This window comes from Ruminococcus hominis (assembly GCF_014287355.1).
Classification (GTDB): domain Bacteria; phylum Bacillota; class Clostridia; order Lachnospirales; family Lachnospiraceae; genus Schaedlerella; species Schaedlerella hominis.
In genome coordinates this window covers 792,404-808,740 of the sequence record NZ_JACOPE010000001.1, presented here as the reverse complement: position 1 = coordinate 808,740, position 16,337 = coordinate 792,404, and the positions used below count along the sequence as shown (strand labels likewise).

Annotated in this window: 13 protein-coding genes and 1 riboswitch; of the genes, 3 read left to right on the top strand and 10 right to left on the bottom strand. The window is 38.6% G+C overall.

What is annotated here, in order from left to right; translation table 11 throughout:
- Positions 1 to 2: 2 nt before the first annotated feature.
- From H8S40_RS03545 to H8S40_RS03530, 4 genes are all read right to left on the bottom strand, one after another.
- A complete protein-coding gene (locus H8S40_RS03545) occupies positions 3 to 776 on the bottom strand; it encodes a thiazole synthase (protein ID WP_022075865.1) in 774 nt (257 codons plus the stop codon).
- Between the two features lie 77 nt (positions 777 to 853).
- A complete protein-coding gene (gene thiF / locus H8S40_RS03540) occupies positions 854 to 1,501 on the bottom strand; it encodes a sulfur carrier protein ThiS adenylyltransferase ThiF (protein ID WP_118738007.1) in 648 nt (215 codons plus the stop codon).
- 6 nt (positions 1,502 to 1,507) lie between these two features.
- Positions 1,508 to 1,705 carry a sulfur carrier protein ThiS gene (gene thiS, locus H8S40_RS03535; RefSeq protein ID WP_022075867.1) on the bottom strand — a complete coding sequence of 66 codons (198 nt, stop codon included), beginning with the start codon at positions 1,703 to 1,705 and terminating at the stop codon, positions 1,508 to 1,510.
- 165 nt (positions 1,706 to 1,870) lie between these two features.
- Positions 1,871 to 1,976, bottom strand: a riboswitch (TPP riboswitch).
- Positions 1,977 to 2,009: 33 nt separating this feature from the next.
- On the bottom strand, positions 2,010 to 3,932 hold the full coding sequence (locus H8S40_RS03530; RefSeq protein WP_186864562.1) for an AAA family ATPase: 1,923 nt from the start codon (positions 3,930 to 3,932) through the stop codon (positions 2,010 to 2,012).
- A gap of 148 nt (positions 3,933 to 4,080) precedes the next feature.
- On the opposite strand from H8S40_RS03530, the gene H8S40_RS03525 reads away from it, so the two are divergent.
- Both H8S40_RS03525 and H8S40_RS03520 read left to right on the top strand, forming a co-directional pair.
- Positions 4,081 to 4,764 carry a helix-turn-helix domain-containing protein gene (locus H8S40_RS03525; RefSeq protein ID WP_117992213.1) on the top strand — a complete coding sequence of 228 codons (684 nt, stop codon included), beginning with the start codon at positions 4,081 to 4,083 and terminating at the stop codon, positions 4,762 to 4,764.
- Positions 4,765 to 4,796: 32 nt separating this feature from the next.
- Entirely contained in the window at positions 4,797 to 5,726 is a 930-nt protein-coding gene (locus H8S40_RS03520) for an IS3 family transposase (protein WP_186864265.1), read from the top strand.
- 144 nt (positions 5,727 to 5,870) lie between these two features.
- Here H8S40_RS03520 and H8S40_RS03515 read toward each other — a convergent pair whose 3' ends face one another.
- The 5 genes from H8S40_RS03515 to H8S40_RS03495 form a co-directional block, all read right to left on the bottom strand.
- Positions 5,871 to 7,709, bottom strand: coding sequence for an amylosucrase (locus H8S40_RS03515; RefSeq protein ID WP_186864561.1), 1,839 nt, complete (start codon positions 7,707 to 7,709; stop codon positions 5,871 to 5,873).
- A 34-nt stretch (positions 7,710 to 7,743) separates the two neighbouring features.
- Positions 7,744 to 9,933 (bottom strand): alpha-galactosidase, encoded by a 2,190-nt coding sequence (locus H8S40_RS03510; RefSeq protein ID WP_186864560.1) that lies wholly within the window; start codon positions 9,931 to 9,933, stop codon positions 7,744 to 7,746.
- 119 nt (positions 9,934 to 10,052) lie between these two features.
- Positions 10,053 to 10,898: a carbohydrate ABC transporter permease gene (locus tag H8S40_RS03505; protein WP_186864559.1), complete on the bottom strand. Its 846-nt coding sequence runs from the start codon at positions 10,896 to 10,898 to the stop codon at positions 10,053 to 10,055.
- The gene (locus tag H8S40_RS03500) at positions 10,898 to 11,761 is read right to left on the bottom strand and encodes a carbohydrate ABC transporter permease (RefSeq protein WP_436286259.1); all 864 of its coding nucleotides are present in this window, start codon (positions 11,759 to 11,761) and stop codon (positions 10,898 to 10,900) included. The genes H8S40_RS03505 and H8S40_RS03500 overlap by 1 nt, the downstream gene beginning before the upstream one ends.
- Before the next feature lie 32 nt (positions 11,762 to 11,793).
- On the bottom strand, positions 11,794 to 13,086 hold the full coding sequence (locus tag H8S40_RS03495) for an ABC transporter substrate-binding protein (protein ID WP_186864558.1): 1,293 nt from the start codon (positions 13,084 to 13,086) through the stop codon (positions 11,794 to 11,796).
- A 224-nt stretch (positions 13,087 to 13,310) separates the two neighbouring features.
- Between H8S40_RS03495 and H8S40_RS03490 the strand changes: the two genes are divergently transcribed.
- The gene (locus H8S40_RS03490; RefSeq protein ID WP_118724809.1) at positions 13,311 to 14,177 is read left to right on the top strand and encodes an AraC family transcriptional regulator; all 867 of its coding nucleotides are present in this window, start codon (positions 13,311 to 13,313) and stop codon (positions 14,175 to 14,177) included.
- A gap of 53 nt (positions 14,178 to 14,230) precedes the next feature.
- On the opposite strand, the gene H8S40_RS03485 is transcribed toward H8S40_RS03490, so the two are convergent.
- Positions 14,231 to 16,252 carry a SpoIIE family protein phosphatase gene (locus tag H8S40_RS03485; RefSeq protein WP_186864557.1) on the bottom strand — a complete coding sequence of 674 codons (2,022 nt, stop codon included), beginning with the start codon at positions 16,250 to 16,252 and terminating at the stop codon, positions 14,231 to 14,233.
- Between the last annotated feature and the right edge of the window lie 85 nt (positions 16,253 to 16,337).

Below are 16,337 nucleotides of genomic sequence, written 5' to 3'. Positions count from 1 at the left end.
CCCTAGTCTTCCAAAAATCCTGTCAGTGGTGAAGATGCACTTGCACCTCGTTCCAGTGTTCTTCCAAGTCCGGCAAGGTATGCACTTCTTCCGGCCTCAATTGCTTTCTTAAATGCCTCTGCCATCTCTGCAACATTTCCTGCTGTCGCAATTGCTGTATTCGCCATAACTGCAGCTGCTCCCATTTCCATTGCCTCGCAAGCCTGAGATGGACGTCCGATTCCTGCATCAACAATAATTGGCAGGTCAATCTCATCAATTAAAATCTGGATAAAATCTTTTGTACAAAGCCCTTTATTGGAACCGATTGGTGCTCCCAAAGGCATAATACACGCAGCTCCCGCATTGACAAGATCTCTTGCTGCATTCAAATCAGGATACATATACGGCATAACTACAAAGCCTTCCTTTGCCAGGATTTCTGTTGCTTTGATTGTCTCGTAATTATCTGGAAGAAGGTATTTTGAATCTCTTACAACCTCAATTTTCACAAAATTACCACATCCAACTTCTCTGGAAAGTCTTGCAATACGAACTGCCTCTTCTGCATTTCTTGCTCCGGAAGTATTCGGAAGAAGTGTTACATTTTCCGGAATATAATCCAGAATATTTGCAAGCCCACCTTCATTAGCACGACGGAGGGCAAGCGTGATAATCTCTGCCCCCGCTTTTTCTACACATGCTTTCACAAGATCCAATGAAAACTTTCCTGATCCTAAAATAAAACGCGAATTAAATTCTTTTCCGCCAAGTGTAAATGTATCCTTCTGATTCATGATTTAAGTCCTTCTTTCTATGTTATATTGTGATTTTTTAGAATAATCACCTTGTTTTTTAATCCCAAGATGCCCTTTTAGACATCCTCTTCTCCAAGAAGTAGGCGTGTGATCATATTTGCCTCATGCCCCGCACAGATTGCCACCCTTGGAGCCATCAATCCGTTTCCATAAGTCGGCTCTGTCACACGATCTCCACACAAGTAAAAATTTTTCATCATTCTCTTCGTACAAATCGTATTGCTACTCTCATAACCGGCCATTCCTGTTGCTGACACAAGCTTCTTTTCCGGAAAATATTCCAGAATTCCATTTACAAGCATCGCCTTTGCCTCTGGATTATCAAATGCCTCGCAGACAATCTGTGCATCCTCAAACAGCTCTTTCAGATTCGCTTCCGTCACCTTCACACAATCCGTGCGAATATCCAGATAAGGATTGATTTTCAAAAGCAACGATTTCAATGCATCTGTTTTTGGCATTCCTATATGCTCCATAAAATATTGCTGCCTGTTCAAATTTGTAATATCCACGACGTCAAAATCTATCAAATGTAAATGCCCTACACCGATTCTTGCAAGCGAATAAGCCACATTCGAGCCCAATCCGCCCAGTCCCGCTATTGTCACCTGTCCTTGCGACAATAATTTCTGCTTTTCCGGTGAATGTCGTTCATTCAGTGCCGCTTCAATTTCTTCTTTACTTAATATTTTTTCAGATGCCATTTGATATCAGCCCCCTCCTACAAATGTCACAACCTCCAGACGATCGCCGTCTTTGAGCATTGTATCCGAGTAACTATATTTTGGCAGAATCTCTTCATTCAATTCCACCGCAATCCTTTTTATCTGATAATTATTCTGTTCCAGATAATCTGCAACACTCATTTCAGATGCCAGTTGAATCTGTTTTCCATTTACTGTGATCATAACTGCTCCTTTCCTTATGAAATGAAAAAAGAGTTCATGAAAGAAATGTACCCGTGGTGGTGCACCCCTTCATGAACTCTTGTTCAATCTCAACTTATTCAATCTTCAATTATCAATTTTGCCTGATTATAAAGAAAGAGAGATACCAACAAATGTATCTCTCTAAAGTACTGCTTTATACATTCCTACGTTGGCATTATCCAAATCAGGTTATGGGTCGAAGTTCTCAACTTCCTCTCAGCCTGGTACACAAGCTCCCCGTGTTTTCTTCACATGCTTAGTATAAAAGCTTGTCTGGGAGATGTCAACCGTTTTCTCTCCATCTGATACAAGATTTTTTTCCACAATGTGCCAGTCCAATATAACACACTTCTCCGGTCATCTCTGCATCATATTGTTTTTCTTTGATCTGTTCCAGTGCCTTTTCTGCAAGCTTTTCTAAATCGTCTTTTTCATCTTTGGTATACTTAAATTCTAAAATTAGATTTGGATATCTGTCACGTTTTGCATAAAGACAGATATCACTTCTGCCTTCCCCGGTTTCCCGATTGCTTTTGATATCATAATCTTTTCTAAGAAATGCACACATCCCAAGTGTCATCATATGGTAACTATTCTCATCTTTCAGATCATGATAAGATGGCAATTCCAAAAGAACTCTCTGATACTCTTCTGCAAACCGTTCCATATCCTTTCTTTTAAGAGCATTTAACATCTTTTCCATCTGTCTCTCATCGATTTGCAGATGACATGCTGTTAATTCTTTGAACACTTTCCACACTTCCAGATTAGGAACCCGGAGTCTGTAATAATCCTCTTCGATTTCTCTTGTAATTGTTACAATCCCGGCATTTACAAGAAGTCCCCATAGATTTGCTTCGTCCATTTTTTCATAATAAGCCATCGAAAAATCTACTGTCACTTCTACTTCGCCTTCTGTGATCAAGGTCTCATATTCTTTCTCAAACGACCTTCCCTGTACTTCAAGTGCATTACGTAAAATACTGTTTTCGCTTGTATTAACCCAATAAGAATCCATCCTTCTTCTCGCCGCATAACACGATATTGACCATGGATTATATACATCCGTACTGCCAAAATGATATCCATCGTACATCTTTTTCAGCTCATCTGAAAATTCTGCTTTACAATAAGTAAGCAACTCTTTTACTTCTTGCTCTGTAAAACCAAAACAGTCATCATAATCTTCGTCCTGCACTGTGCAGACAACTAAATTATTAAGCCCTGAAAATATATTTTCCTTCGCAATTCTCTGAATCCCTGTCAGAATTGCCTTTTGAAGATAATCGTTTCCTTTCAGGGATGTTGCCAGAAAACGATTCAGCATAGCTCTTACTTCGTCATAATATCCTTCGGAATTTGCAGACATAAATGGAGTATCATATTCATCTAACAGCAAAAATACTTTTTCCCCATAATACGTGCTCAGTACCTGACAAAGAACAACAATTGAACGAATCAGATGATTTTCTATTTCTTTTCCAATGCTTTCCTGACATAAACTGTTATAAATCATATTAAATGTTTTCACCTGGAATTCTGACAGCCTTCCATCATTAACCATCTGATAAAAACGTTCATACTCCGCGCGCACAGTATCTTGCAATGCATAACACAAAGACTCTGCATCCCCCGCTTTCACGTTAAGGAACGACAAAAATACAACAGGATATCGATTCAGCTCCTTGTAGTGGTCAGATTTTGTAATCTTTGTTCCATAAAATAAATCGGAAGAATCTTTTGTACAGTCAAGAAATTCTGCCAGCATTGACATATTAAGTGTCTTACCGAATCTTCTCGGTCTTGTAATTAATGTAATCTGATACCAGGATTCTAAAAACTGTTCAATAAACTGTGTTTTATCCACATAATATGCCTGTTTTTCACGCAAATCACGAAAGTCCTGTACTCCTATTGCAAGTTTCGGTTTTTCCTCTTGTATATCTGCCACATTGTACAGAATGCTGTCTTCCTTTAGCATGTCACAATTTGCAACATAAATTGGTTTTCTTCCAAATAATTCATCTAAGGAACAGACTAACACCTCACTTATTCGTTCCAGTACTTCAAAATCCGGTGTCCGGTTTCCATTCTCATAATTGGTATAAGTCGATCTGGAAACCCCCAGTTTTTCTGCCGTCTGTACCTGAGTGTAGCCCCGAGATTTACGTAATTTCGTCAAATACTCACTAAATTTTGTTTTCATAGAATCACCGCTTTTTCTTTTAGTATACACTGCCATGTTTCATTATGCAACATTTTTTTATGTTTACATAAGAGAGCCAAATGGGGATGGTATGATTCCCCTTAAGTAGACAAGGTAAATAACCAAAATCTACTTAAGGGGGTTTTTTATGTCTAAATATTCAAAAGAAATAATTATAAAAGTATGTGAAGAATACTTATATGGAAACCTTTCAGAAATGGAATTATGTGATAAATATGGCATTCATTTCAAAAATGGCAATTCTATTATCACTGATTGGATTCCAAGATATCTTCAGGATGGAGTTGATGCATTTCTTCCTTCTAGTGGTAACAGAAATTATTTATCATCTGATAAGATTTCGGCGGTTGAAGATTATATTGCTGGAAAAGGTAGTTTAAGAACGATTGCTGCTCGATACGGAATTCCTTCAAAAGAAACACTTAGACGATGGGTTTTATTGTATAATGCTAATAGAAAACTTCGGGATTATAATCCTAAACGGGAGGTTTATATGGCAGAATCAAGAAAAAAAACAACCATTGAAGAACGTAAGAAAATCGTGGATTACTGTATTAATCACAACCACGATTATAAAGGAACAGCAAGTATTTATGGTGTTTCTTATAATCAGGTCTATTCTTGGGTAAGAAAGTATATTACACAAGGTGAAGAAGGATTAACTGATAGGCGAGGACAACATAAAACAGATGAAGAAGTAGATGAATTAGAACGCCTTCGTAGAGAAAATGCTCGCCTAAAAAGACAATTACAAGAAAAGGATATGTTGGCTGAATTATTAAAAAAAGTACAGGATTTCGAAAGGATGTGAGGCTTGGAAAACTCCGCTATGATTCAAAATTTATGGCAATAAAGTTTTTTTATGAAACAAAGAACTGGAGTATTAATTGGATGTGTAAGCAACTTGAAATATCAAGATCTGCCTACTATAAATGGTTGCATCGCGAGATTCCTGAACAAGAAGCAGAAAATATGAAATTGGCAGAACTTATAAAGGAGTATGACGAATGCTTTAATCATATCTTAGGATATAGAAGAATGACTTCATGGATTAACCATTTCAACCATACAAGCTATAATCCTAAACGAGTACATAGAATCATGAAAAAGTTAGGAATTCATTCTGCAATTAGAAGGAAAAAGAAGAACTATACTCCCTCGACACCAGAATCTGTTTCAGAAAATAAGTTAGGCAGAGATTTTTATGCGGATGCTCCTAATAAAAAGTGGACTACGGATGTGACTGAATTTAAAGTTCCAGGTACAAACAAAAAATTGTATTTGAGCGCAATACTTGATTTATATGACAGATATCCGGTTGCATATGTAATTGGCATACGAAATGACAGTAGGCTTGTGTTTAAAACCTTTGATAAAGCACTGGCTGCCAATCCTGAAGCAAGACCACTCTTTCATAGCGATAGAGGATTCCAATACACTAGTAAAATGTTTCAAAAAAAGCTCAACGAACATGAAATAGAACATTCTATGTCACGTGTTGGGCATTGTATAGATAATGGTCCAACGGAAGGGTTTTGGGGGATTATAAAAACGGAAATGTATCAAATGTACGAGATAACAGATGAGACATCATTAAGATTTGCAATATCAGATTACATTAAATTTTATAGTGAGAAACGACCTCAGGATAGGTATCATTGTAAAACCCCACTAGAAATAAGAACGGAAGCCCTTTCCACCGGACAACCAGTTGAATATTTAATTCCACGTAACAAACGAATTGAGAAATATAAAGAAAAATGGTGTGCATAGAAAAACGACCGCGCATTTCGTACGATCGTTCATCAGCACTTTATTTTAGTTATTTAACTTGTCTACTTGACAGGAATCAGATCAGGACGGGGTTTAGTGGCTTTTTTGCGAGCAAAAAAGCCACTAAACCCCGTCCCCATTGGTCTATTTCATCCAGACAAAATCATACCCCTTTAAAACCGGATCTTTCACTTCTATAATCTCACCATTCACCAGATTTCTGAAAATTCCTTCTTCCTGCATCCACGCTGTCTGCTCTCTCTCACTGAAATTAAACAGTGCTATGAAACGCTCGCCCTTATATTCTCTAAGTATTCCTAAAATGCTGTCATTGTGAACATCATAAGTATACACTTCCGCTTCCTGAGAAAAGATTTTTTCTTGTCTTCTAATCTGTTCCAGGAGGTTCAACATCTGGAATAATTGTCCCTGTACGGTAGAAAGATCTTTCCTCTTGTCCGCAAGTTTCCACTGAAAAGCACCTCTGTGGAGATACCGTGAATCAGATATTTTTTCAGGATTTTCTTTATAACTATAATCATTTACCTGTCCTAACTCATCTCCACTATAAAGCATCGGAATTCCCGACTGTGTCAACATATAAGCATGCAACATCAAATCTTCCTGTATCGCTATCTGCATTTTCTCTTTGTTGCCTTCAAATCCCGCTGCTTCAATTCCACACATAGACGCTGTCGTTCCGCAAAATCTTGCATCTTGTGTTACAGGATCGTCATTATATAATTCTCCGCGGCTGACACTTCCTTCTATCTTTCCTGTGAAATAATCATTCAGATAACGTTTATGAGAAGGCTCTTCCATTCCCCATTGCTTCATGGTATCAAAATCAAGTCCCCAGCCAATATCATCATGGCAACGAAGATAATTTAAAAATGTATATTGCTTCGGCAAACGACTTACAATGTCCATCTGCTTCTTCAAAAGCCGGATATCTCTTGTTGCAATACTGTTCCACGTTGTTGCCATTGTTGTAACATTATATAACATATGACATTCCGGTTTTTCGACTGTACCAAAATACGGTACCACTTTTTCCGGCTCCATAACAACTTCACCGAGCAGTATCACACTCGGGCAGACGATTTCCGCAATCATGCGCATCATTCTTACAATTGTATGTACTTCTTTCAGATTTCGACAGCTTGTTCCAAGTTCTTTCCAGATATATGGAACTGCATCAATTCGGATGATATCCATTCCTTGGTTTGCAAGGAAAAGGAAATTATACATCATCTCGTTAAATACTCTTGGATTGCGGTAATTTAAATCCCATTGATACGGATAAAATGTCGTAAGCACATAATGACCGATTTCCGGAAGCCATGTAAAGTTTCCAGGTGCTGTTGTCGGGAACACCTGTGGAACCGTTTCTTCATATCTTGCTGGAATCTCTCCGTTATCATAGAAGAAATACCGGCTCATATATTCCCCTTCACCGGCTCTTGCACGCTTTGCCCACTCATGTTCCTCTGAAGTATGATTCATCACAAAATCCATGCACACATTCATATCATTTTCATGACATTTTTCTGTCAATCTTGCCAGATCTTTCATCGTTCCCAGATCCGGCCTCACCTTCCTGAAATCTGCCACTGCATATCCGCCATCTGATTTTCCTTTCGGAGTATCTAAAAATGGCATAAGATGAATACAATTTACATTACACTCTTTTAAATATGGTAACTTTTTCTCTACACCTTTCAGATTGCCGGCAAAGTTGTCAATGTATAACATCATGCCAAGCATTTCTTTTTCTTTAAACCAGTCAGGATTCTTCTCTTTCTTAGCATCTCTCTTTTTTAATTCTGTGCCACGCTTTGAATAATAATCATACATCTGCTTACAAAGTTCTGCATACATTGCATCATTTCCATACAACTCCATGTAAAGCCAGCGCAGTTCATCCTGATGCTTTTCCATACGCTGCGTAAATATTTTTTCTATATTATTCACATTTCTCATCACTTTCTATTTCATTATCAACAATTTGATATATTTATTCCCTCACAAAACAATACTGATATGCCTGATATTCTCCCAATTCCACAGGCAATGGCATACCTCCATACATAAGTGCTGAGCCGGTATACCTTTTTCCACTCTTCTCTTCCCGATACACGGCTGCTTCTTCAAGTCCTTGAAGCTTAACATAATTTACTGTCATATTTCCGTGGATTGCCTGCATTACTATATTTAAAAGTACTTTGCTCTGCTCTTTTTCATCAGTATAAACATACTCCCATGCACAGATTTCTTCCTCTGTCGGATTAGATAAACGATAATATAATCCGTTCTGAATGATTGGCGCATAGCTTTTATATTCTGCAATCTGTTCTCTGATCTCCTGTTTCTCTTCTTCCGAAAGATTCATAAGATTCAGCTCATATCCAAAGGTTCCGGACATTGCCACAACTCCTCTTGTATGAAGCGGAGTTTTTCTTCCTGTCTGATGATTCGGAACAGCTGATACATGAGAGCCAACTACTGACACCGGATAACCAAAGGATGTTCCATACTGGATTTGTAGTCTGTCAATTGCATCTGTATTATCGCTGCACCAGATTTGCGGAGTATAATACATCATCCCTGCATCAAATCTTCCCCCTCCGCCGCTGCAGCCTTCAATCAAAAGATTCGGATATCTCTGTACAAGACGCTCCAGAAAATCATAAAGTCCCAGCACATAATCATGTAACACTCTTCCCTGGTCTTTCGTAGTCGCTGAATAGATGTCCATCAAGCTTCGGTTCATATCCCATTTTACATATTCAATATTTCCCTGATCTAATACCTTGCAAATCTGACTATAAATTTCATCTACAACTTCTTTTCTTGAAAAATCAAGTACGAGCTGATTTCTGCTTCTGACCGGCCTTCTTCCCGGAATCGTCAATGCCCAATCCGGATGTTTTCGATAGAGCTCACTGTCTTCTGAAACCATCTCCGGCTCGATCCAGATACCAAACTTCACACCAAGATCATTGATTCTCTCAATCAGATTTCCAAGTGTACCGCCAAGTTTCTTTTCATTCACAAACCAGTCACCCAGTCCGCTGTTGTCATCATCACGTTTTCCAAACCAACCATCATCCATAACAAGCATATCAATGTTTACTTCTTTTGCTGCTTTTGCAAGCTCATAGATTGTATCTCCCGTAAAATCAAAGTAAGACGCTTCCCAGCTATTGATCAATACAGGACGAACCTGCTCTTTATATTTTCCTCTGCAAATGTGCTTTCTGATACACTGATGCAGATTCTGAGATAATTGGTTCATTCCTCGTGAAGAATAGGATAAGATTACTTCCGGTGCCTTGAACATCTCATTTTTCTCTAGCGGATAACGAAAAGCTTCCTCCTGAAGTCCAAGCATCATTCTCGTCTGATTTAATTGATCCTTTAACACTTCCCCTTGGAAGCATCCACTGTATACAAAGGACATCGCATAACAGTTTCCTTTATCTTCTGTCGTTTCTCTCTCAGCAAGGATCATCATCGGATTATACTGATGGCTGGAAGTCCCCCTGACACTTCCGATTTTCTGTGTTCCATGCACTACCGGAACTCTCTGGACATTTCGCTCCATCGCATGTCTACCATAAAATGTTAGAAGTTCATAATCTCCATAAAGGAAATCTAAACTTGCAGACTCTATTTTGTTCAGATAGATTTTCCCATTACTTTCATTTTTTATGCACACACTTCTTGTAATAATATCCAACTCTGAAAGAACACCATAAAGCAGAATCACCATAACTCCTGTCACCGGATCTTCCATCAAAATTTCCAGTGTCTGTGCTTCTTCATCACTTGCATAAACTGCCGGAAGTCCTTTCAGATTATATTTTCCCTTAAGGATTGTATGACTCTTGTATCGAAGATCACAGCTCATGCTTCCGTCTGCATTTTCAACTACAAATGCGGTGCTTCTGAAATCGCCATTTCCATAGCAAGGAAACTCCTGCGGAAGTACGTCCATAGAATAAGTACGATCTTCTCCTGCATCATACGGATTTCCCGAAAATCCTCTGTCATAATGTGTCAGAAGATAATCCATACATCCTTCTGTCTTTTTTCCATAATACAGATGAAGCAAAAATCCATATTGGTCCACCTGCATCTGATATGTCGTATTTTTTGTCTGTAATGTAAATGTCCTATCTTTCTCGCAATATATAATTCCCATACCTAAAATACTCCTTTTTTCTATTATAGCGAAGCAAGGGTTTCATTACTTTTTTGCTCCTGCTTCGCTATTTTTACTGTTCACACTATGTGCGACCAAAAACTTATTTCTAATTTTTATTATTTCACCGCTCCGTTTACAACTCCATTGAGGATATGCTTCTGACAAATCAGATAGAATACCAGAATCGGAAGCAATGCCAACAGATAAGATGCAAATGCCAGATTATAGTTTGTTCCAAACTGTGTCTGGAAGGTCAACTGTGCCAATGGCAGTGTATTTCCGCTTCCTGAGCCTGACATAATTACAAGTGGTGTCATTACATCGTTCCATGTACCGAGTGCTGTCAGAACTGCAACTGTCGCATGCATTGGTTTCATAATTGGAAATACAATTTTCCAATAAGTTTTCCATGTGCTTGCACCATCCACGCAGGCTGCCTCTTCCAATGCCAACGGGATATTCGTCAGATATCCGGAATAAAGCAACACATTCATCGGCATATAGAATACAACATACAGAATAATAACTCCTGCTCTATTCGCCAGCCCCATCTGTGCTGTCTGCTTTACAACAGGCATCATCAAAATTGCAAATGGAACAAACATTCCGCTGACAACATAGAAATAGATCAATTTATAAAATTTACTCTTTTTATTTCTTCCGATTGCATATCCGAGAAGAGAATGAATCAGAATGGAAAGTACAACTGTTACAAGCGTGATAAGCACACTGTTTCCAAGCGAATGCCAGAAATCTGTCACCCGCATTGCCTCTGCAAAATTTTCCAGACTAAAATGACTTGGCAACGAAAGGATTCCGCTGATGCTATTTGTCATCTCAGAAGGTTTCTTCAATGCAATTACAATTGTCATATACAATGGAAATGCAACTGTGAGCAACCCAAGTAAAAGTAAAATTGTTACCGGCCAATTTACCCGTTCTTTTATTTTCATTTTTTCCATTACAGCTGCTCCTCCTTTTTCCCTGTGATCGTCATCTGTAATACAGAAATTACAACAATAACAATAAAGAATATCACTGCGTTTGCACTCTGGAATCCAAACTGACCGCCGCTCATACCATTGTTATAAATCAGATAAGAAATGGATTCTGTACTCTGCGCCGGACCGCCCTTTGTCAATGCCATAATCTGATCAAATACCATCAGAAAGTTTTTCACGCAAAGCACCATGTTAATGCTGAAGAATGGAATAATAAGCGGGAATGTCAGATGCTTGAACTTATTCCATCCTGTTGCACCATCAATTGCTCCTGCTTCGTAAACATCTTCCGGAACTGTCTGAAGTCCTGAAATGTAAATGATTGTATTCATTGCAATCGCCTGCCATGCACATACAATTACGACTGCGATCCATGCCAGTTTTGTACTGGACAGCATGCTGGAAGAAAGTGTCTCACTTCCAATCATTTCCCCGAAAGCCGGAAGAATGTATGTGAAGAAGTAATTGAAAATATATCCTACAACCAACGCTCCTAGAACATTTGGAATAAAGTATGCACCACGAAATGCACTCTTAAATTTAATTTTGCTGTTCAGTCCAAGTGCCAGGATCAGACTGATTACATTTGTTACAATTGTAGCTACGATTGCTAATTTAAATGTAAACAGATAAGATCCTCCGACTCTGCTGTCTGTAAACAAATCCTGATAATTTCTAAGACCTACCCAGTCAAAACTTCCATAGCCTTTAAAATTTGTAAAACTATAAATCACACCTTTGATCAATGGCAATGTATTAAAACAGAAAAACAGTGCCACGATTGGAATCGTAATCAGAAGAAATGTCTTTTTTCTTCCACTCATTGATTTCTTTCCCATGCTTGAATACCCCTTCCTTAATCTTCGTTTGCATGTTCTTTCTCATAGTCTTCAACTTTACGGATGATATCACGGTTATATCTCTTCCAGTCTTTATCAAACTTTGTTAAGAATGCATCTACATCCCCCTTCATAAGGAATGTCTGAATCTGTGCATCTACTGACATCTCTGAAGGATAATAGTGATCCTGATAATCTGCCATTCGTCCTTCTTCTATAAAAGATTTCACTCCATCAAGTGTTGAAGCAAGTTCAAAATCTCCTTCTTTACAAGGAACTGCTTTCTGTTCATCCAGATAACTCTGTACATTTTCGTCTTTCAAAAGAAAATCAAGTACTTCATATGCTGCTTCTTTATTCTTACAGTCTTTCATAACACTGAACTGAAGATCGACACCGGAATTCAATTTATTCTCCGACGCATCATCATTGGCAGGCATTACAAAGGAATCGATATCCATGTCCGGATTTACTGTCTGAATCTGTGGGATTGCATAACTTCCGATTGTATACATTGCAGATTCTCCATTTGCAAATGCTGTACAAGCTCCATTGTAATCATAAGCGAAAGGATCTTTTGGTCCATATTCAAGCAGTGCTTTTATCTTTTCCGCCACTTCTACGTATTCTTCTGAAAATGTTGTCTCCCCTTTATTCACCTGGCTGCAGACATCTGCCGGTGCAAGATCCACCGCAATCGCATTCCAAGGTGCAAGACATGTCCACGTATCTTTGAATCCAAAATACAATGGCTGGATTCCTTCACTCTGAATCTGATCACAGAGAGCAACAAATTCATCCCACGTTTCCGGAATTTCCCATCCATGTTCCTTAAACATTTCTCGGTTATACAAAACTCCTGCTGCATTTGCCACATATGGCACAGCATATACACCATCCTCCGGCACAAATTCAAGTGCCTTGTCGATGTCCAAATATGCCTGTTTGATAGAATCCAGCCCTTCATAATCTGAAATGTCCATCAGCATATCAGAATCAATAAAGTTAGAAAAATTGACGTCTCCTCCGATTCCAATAATATCCGGTGCGTCCTCTCGGATAAAACGTGTCTTAAGTACTGTCATCGCATCATTCGGAGATTCAATTGTTAAATGAATATCATCATGAGTTGCATTGAATTCTTCTTCAATTTTTTCATATGTTTTCACCGCTTCCGGTTTATACTGCACAAGCTCGATTTCTATTTTTCCACTGCTATCGCTCTTCTGTCCACAGCCTCCAAGTATCATTGCCGAAGTCATGCAAAACATCAGTCCTATGCAGATGATTCGATTGCTCTTCTTATACATTTCCTTACTCCTTCCTTTTACCATACACCTTTCATTTTGACACATTCCGGAATATTTTTTGGTCTCTTTGTTCGGGTTTTCTATTTGATAAATAAATTCTAACATATCTTTATGCGACTATAAATATCCGTATTTTTTATGTTTTATGGTAAAATGCTATTTTTTCTATCATATATTGAAGTTATCTAGCATTTTGATATATAATGATACCAGAGGTGATTTAAATGAGCGATTTACTTTTTTCCGTATTCCCAAATGAAAATTTTGTTGATCTTGGATTATATCAATATGGATGGGAACAATGTGCACCGGCACATTCTTTTGGTCCTGCCGCAAGAAATCATTACATTTTCCATTATGTAATTTCCGGAACAGGAACATTACACGCAGATGACGAAAACGGAAACACCCTCACTTGGCAGGTAAAAAGCGGACAAGGCTTCATGCTTTTCCCCGGACAGGTTACGACTTATATTGCTGATTCCACGCTTCCGTGGGAATACACCTGGGTAGAATTCGATGGTCTTCGTGCCCGTGCGATTGTTACAACCGCAGGTCTGAGCCTGAATCATCCGGTTTATCATGCCAGTTCAAAAGAACTTCGCAATCAGATGATGGAAGAAATGCTTTATCTAAGTCGGCATCCTGAAGAATCCCCATTTCATTTGATCGGACACCTATATCTGTTTTTAGATTATTTTATGCGTTCTGCTGCAACAGTTCACGTAAAGCAAAACGGAAGTATTCGGGACTTTTATGTCAAAGAAGCTCTTTCTTATATCGAGCAGAATTTTCAAAATGATATTTCTGTAGAAGATATTTCCGCTTCCTGCGGATTGAATCGAAGCTATTTCGGAAAGATCTTTCATGATACAATTGGACGTTCCCCTCAGGAATTTCTGATTAGATATCGCATGACCAAAGCTGCCGAGCTTTTAAAACTCACTTCACTCTCAATCGCAGATATTGGAAATGCAGTAGGATATCCGAATCAGCTACATTTTTCACGTGCATTTAAAAATGTTTATGGGGTATCACCAAAAAACTGGAGAAATGAAAATAAATTAGAGCCAGATAGGGACGGAGTTTAGTGGCTTTTTTACTCGCAAAAAAGCCACTAAACTCCGTCCCCTTTTGGCCCCCCTTACCTCTTAAAGAGCGTCAAAATGTTTTGACCATCTTTGTACTCATAAGAAATTTCATCCATTATCTTTTTCACCATAAAGATTCCAAGCCCGCCGTTCTCACGTTCTTCCAACGGTAAACTAATATCCGGATCTGCTTTTTCTCTAGGATCATATGGGCGTCCATTATCCGTAAACTGCAAAATCACCTGATCATTTATCGAAGCACATCCGGCCTTAACGCTGGTGGCACCACTATAATAAATAATATTAGATAAAATTTCATCCACAACTACATTAATCTGCAAAACTGTTTTTGCCGGAACTTCTGCCTCGGAAAGAATTCTGTCAAAAAACTCTGTCACCTCTGGCATTTTGTCCAAAGATGGTTCAATTTTAATTTCTTTCAAATCCGGCAGCGTGTTTTTTATTTCGAGACACAGCATGGTAATATCATCAAACTGCTCCGCTTCGCCGGCAAAGAATTTCACATCTTGATGTACTGCTTCTAACAGCTGACTGCATGAACCTGTTTTAGCTCTATTAAGGGCAGCTACCATTCTGTCCGTTCCATATAGTGTGTTAGACAAATTAATTGTTTCAGGCACACCGTCCGTATAAACAAAGAGCCTGTCACCTGCATTCATTTCCAGCTCGTATTCCTTATATCGAATATCCTCCATAGCAGCCAGTACAAATCCATGTTTATCTTTATAAAGCTCAAATTCTCCGTCTTTACGCATAATTACCGGATATTCGTGTCCTGCATTTGCACATATCATTTTTCCGGTAGATATTTCCAGAATACCAAGCCAGACAGTTACAAACATTTCAGCATCGTTATTTTCACAAAGCTGATTATTCACTTTTTCTAACACTGCCGCCGGAGACAATCCGCTCTGTGTCGCTGATTTGATCAACGTTTTTGAAATCATCATAAACATTGCCGCCGGGACACCTTTACCAGATACATCTGCCATTACCATTGCTAAATGATCTTCATCCACCAGGAAGAAATCATAAAAATCACCGCCGACTTCTTTTGCAGGGGTCATAGATGCAAAAATATCAAATTCATGCCGCTCAGGAAATGGCGGGAAAATACATGGAAGCATGGACTCCTGGATATGTTTTGCAACATCTAATTCCGCTCCGATACGTTCCTTCTCAGCAGTTATTTTAGAGAGGTTTGATATATAATTTTGAATTTCCTCCAACATAAAATTAAAGGAATCGCTCAAAGACTCTATCTCATCTCCGGTCTTGATTTCTATACGCTGATTTTCAAAGTTATTTGTCTCTGTGATTTCCTGTGTAAAATCGGTAAGCTTTCCAATCGGTTTTGTCACCATCTTTCTGACGAAGAAAATGTACGCGACGATGGTCAAACCAATAATCGCAAAAGAAATCAACAGCATATTGGTCAGCAAAGAAATTAAGTATGCCCTTGCTTCACTCATATCAAGTATATACTGGATTTCTGCGATTGCATTTCCTGATTCATCAAGGATAACCGATACCCACGTGTAGTTGTATCCATAATCATTATCCGTGACAATTGGTTTATCAAGTCCCTTATTCTTTGCATATCTTTGCCAAATGGTAATATACTTCTCCATATCTGCCGGGTCGTCCGGATTCGCCGCATCGACATAAAGGATATCGCTTCCGTAAGGAATCTGATTTGCAGGATCATCTCCCATTTCTTCGACCAGAGCGTCAATATAAAAACAAACACTATCTTCGTCCGGAACTACGAGTGAAAGAGATGTAACGTCACCATCTTTTTTCAGCTGGTTAAAAAGTTTGCACATTTTTTGATACTCCGGTGTCTGATTTCCTCCATCCGAAATAATTGTTTTTACATCTTCCACATCAATCATCGCAGCTATAACATTACAATTTGTCATCACTCGCTTTGCATACATTTTCCCAAGGTAGGATTTAGACGTCGCATAACTAAAGAGTGATGTCGCAATTGTAAGTATCAACCCAACAATCCCCAGTGAAATGATAAATTTGGGTAAAAGTTTAATTTTCATCCTTCATCCCTCCTAAAGTAATTTGTAGTAAATCTCCGCATCATTTCTACCGCAAGTTCATTTCCCCGATATTCCTTCTTGATCA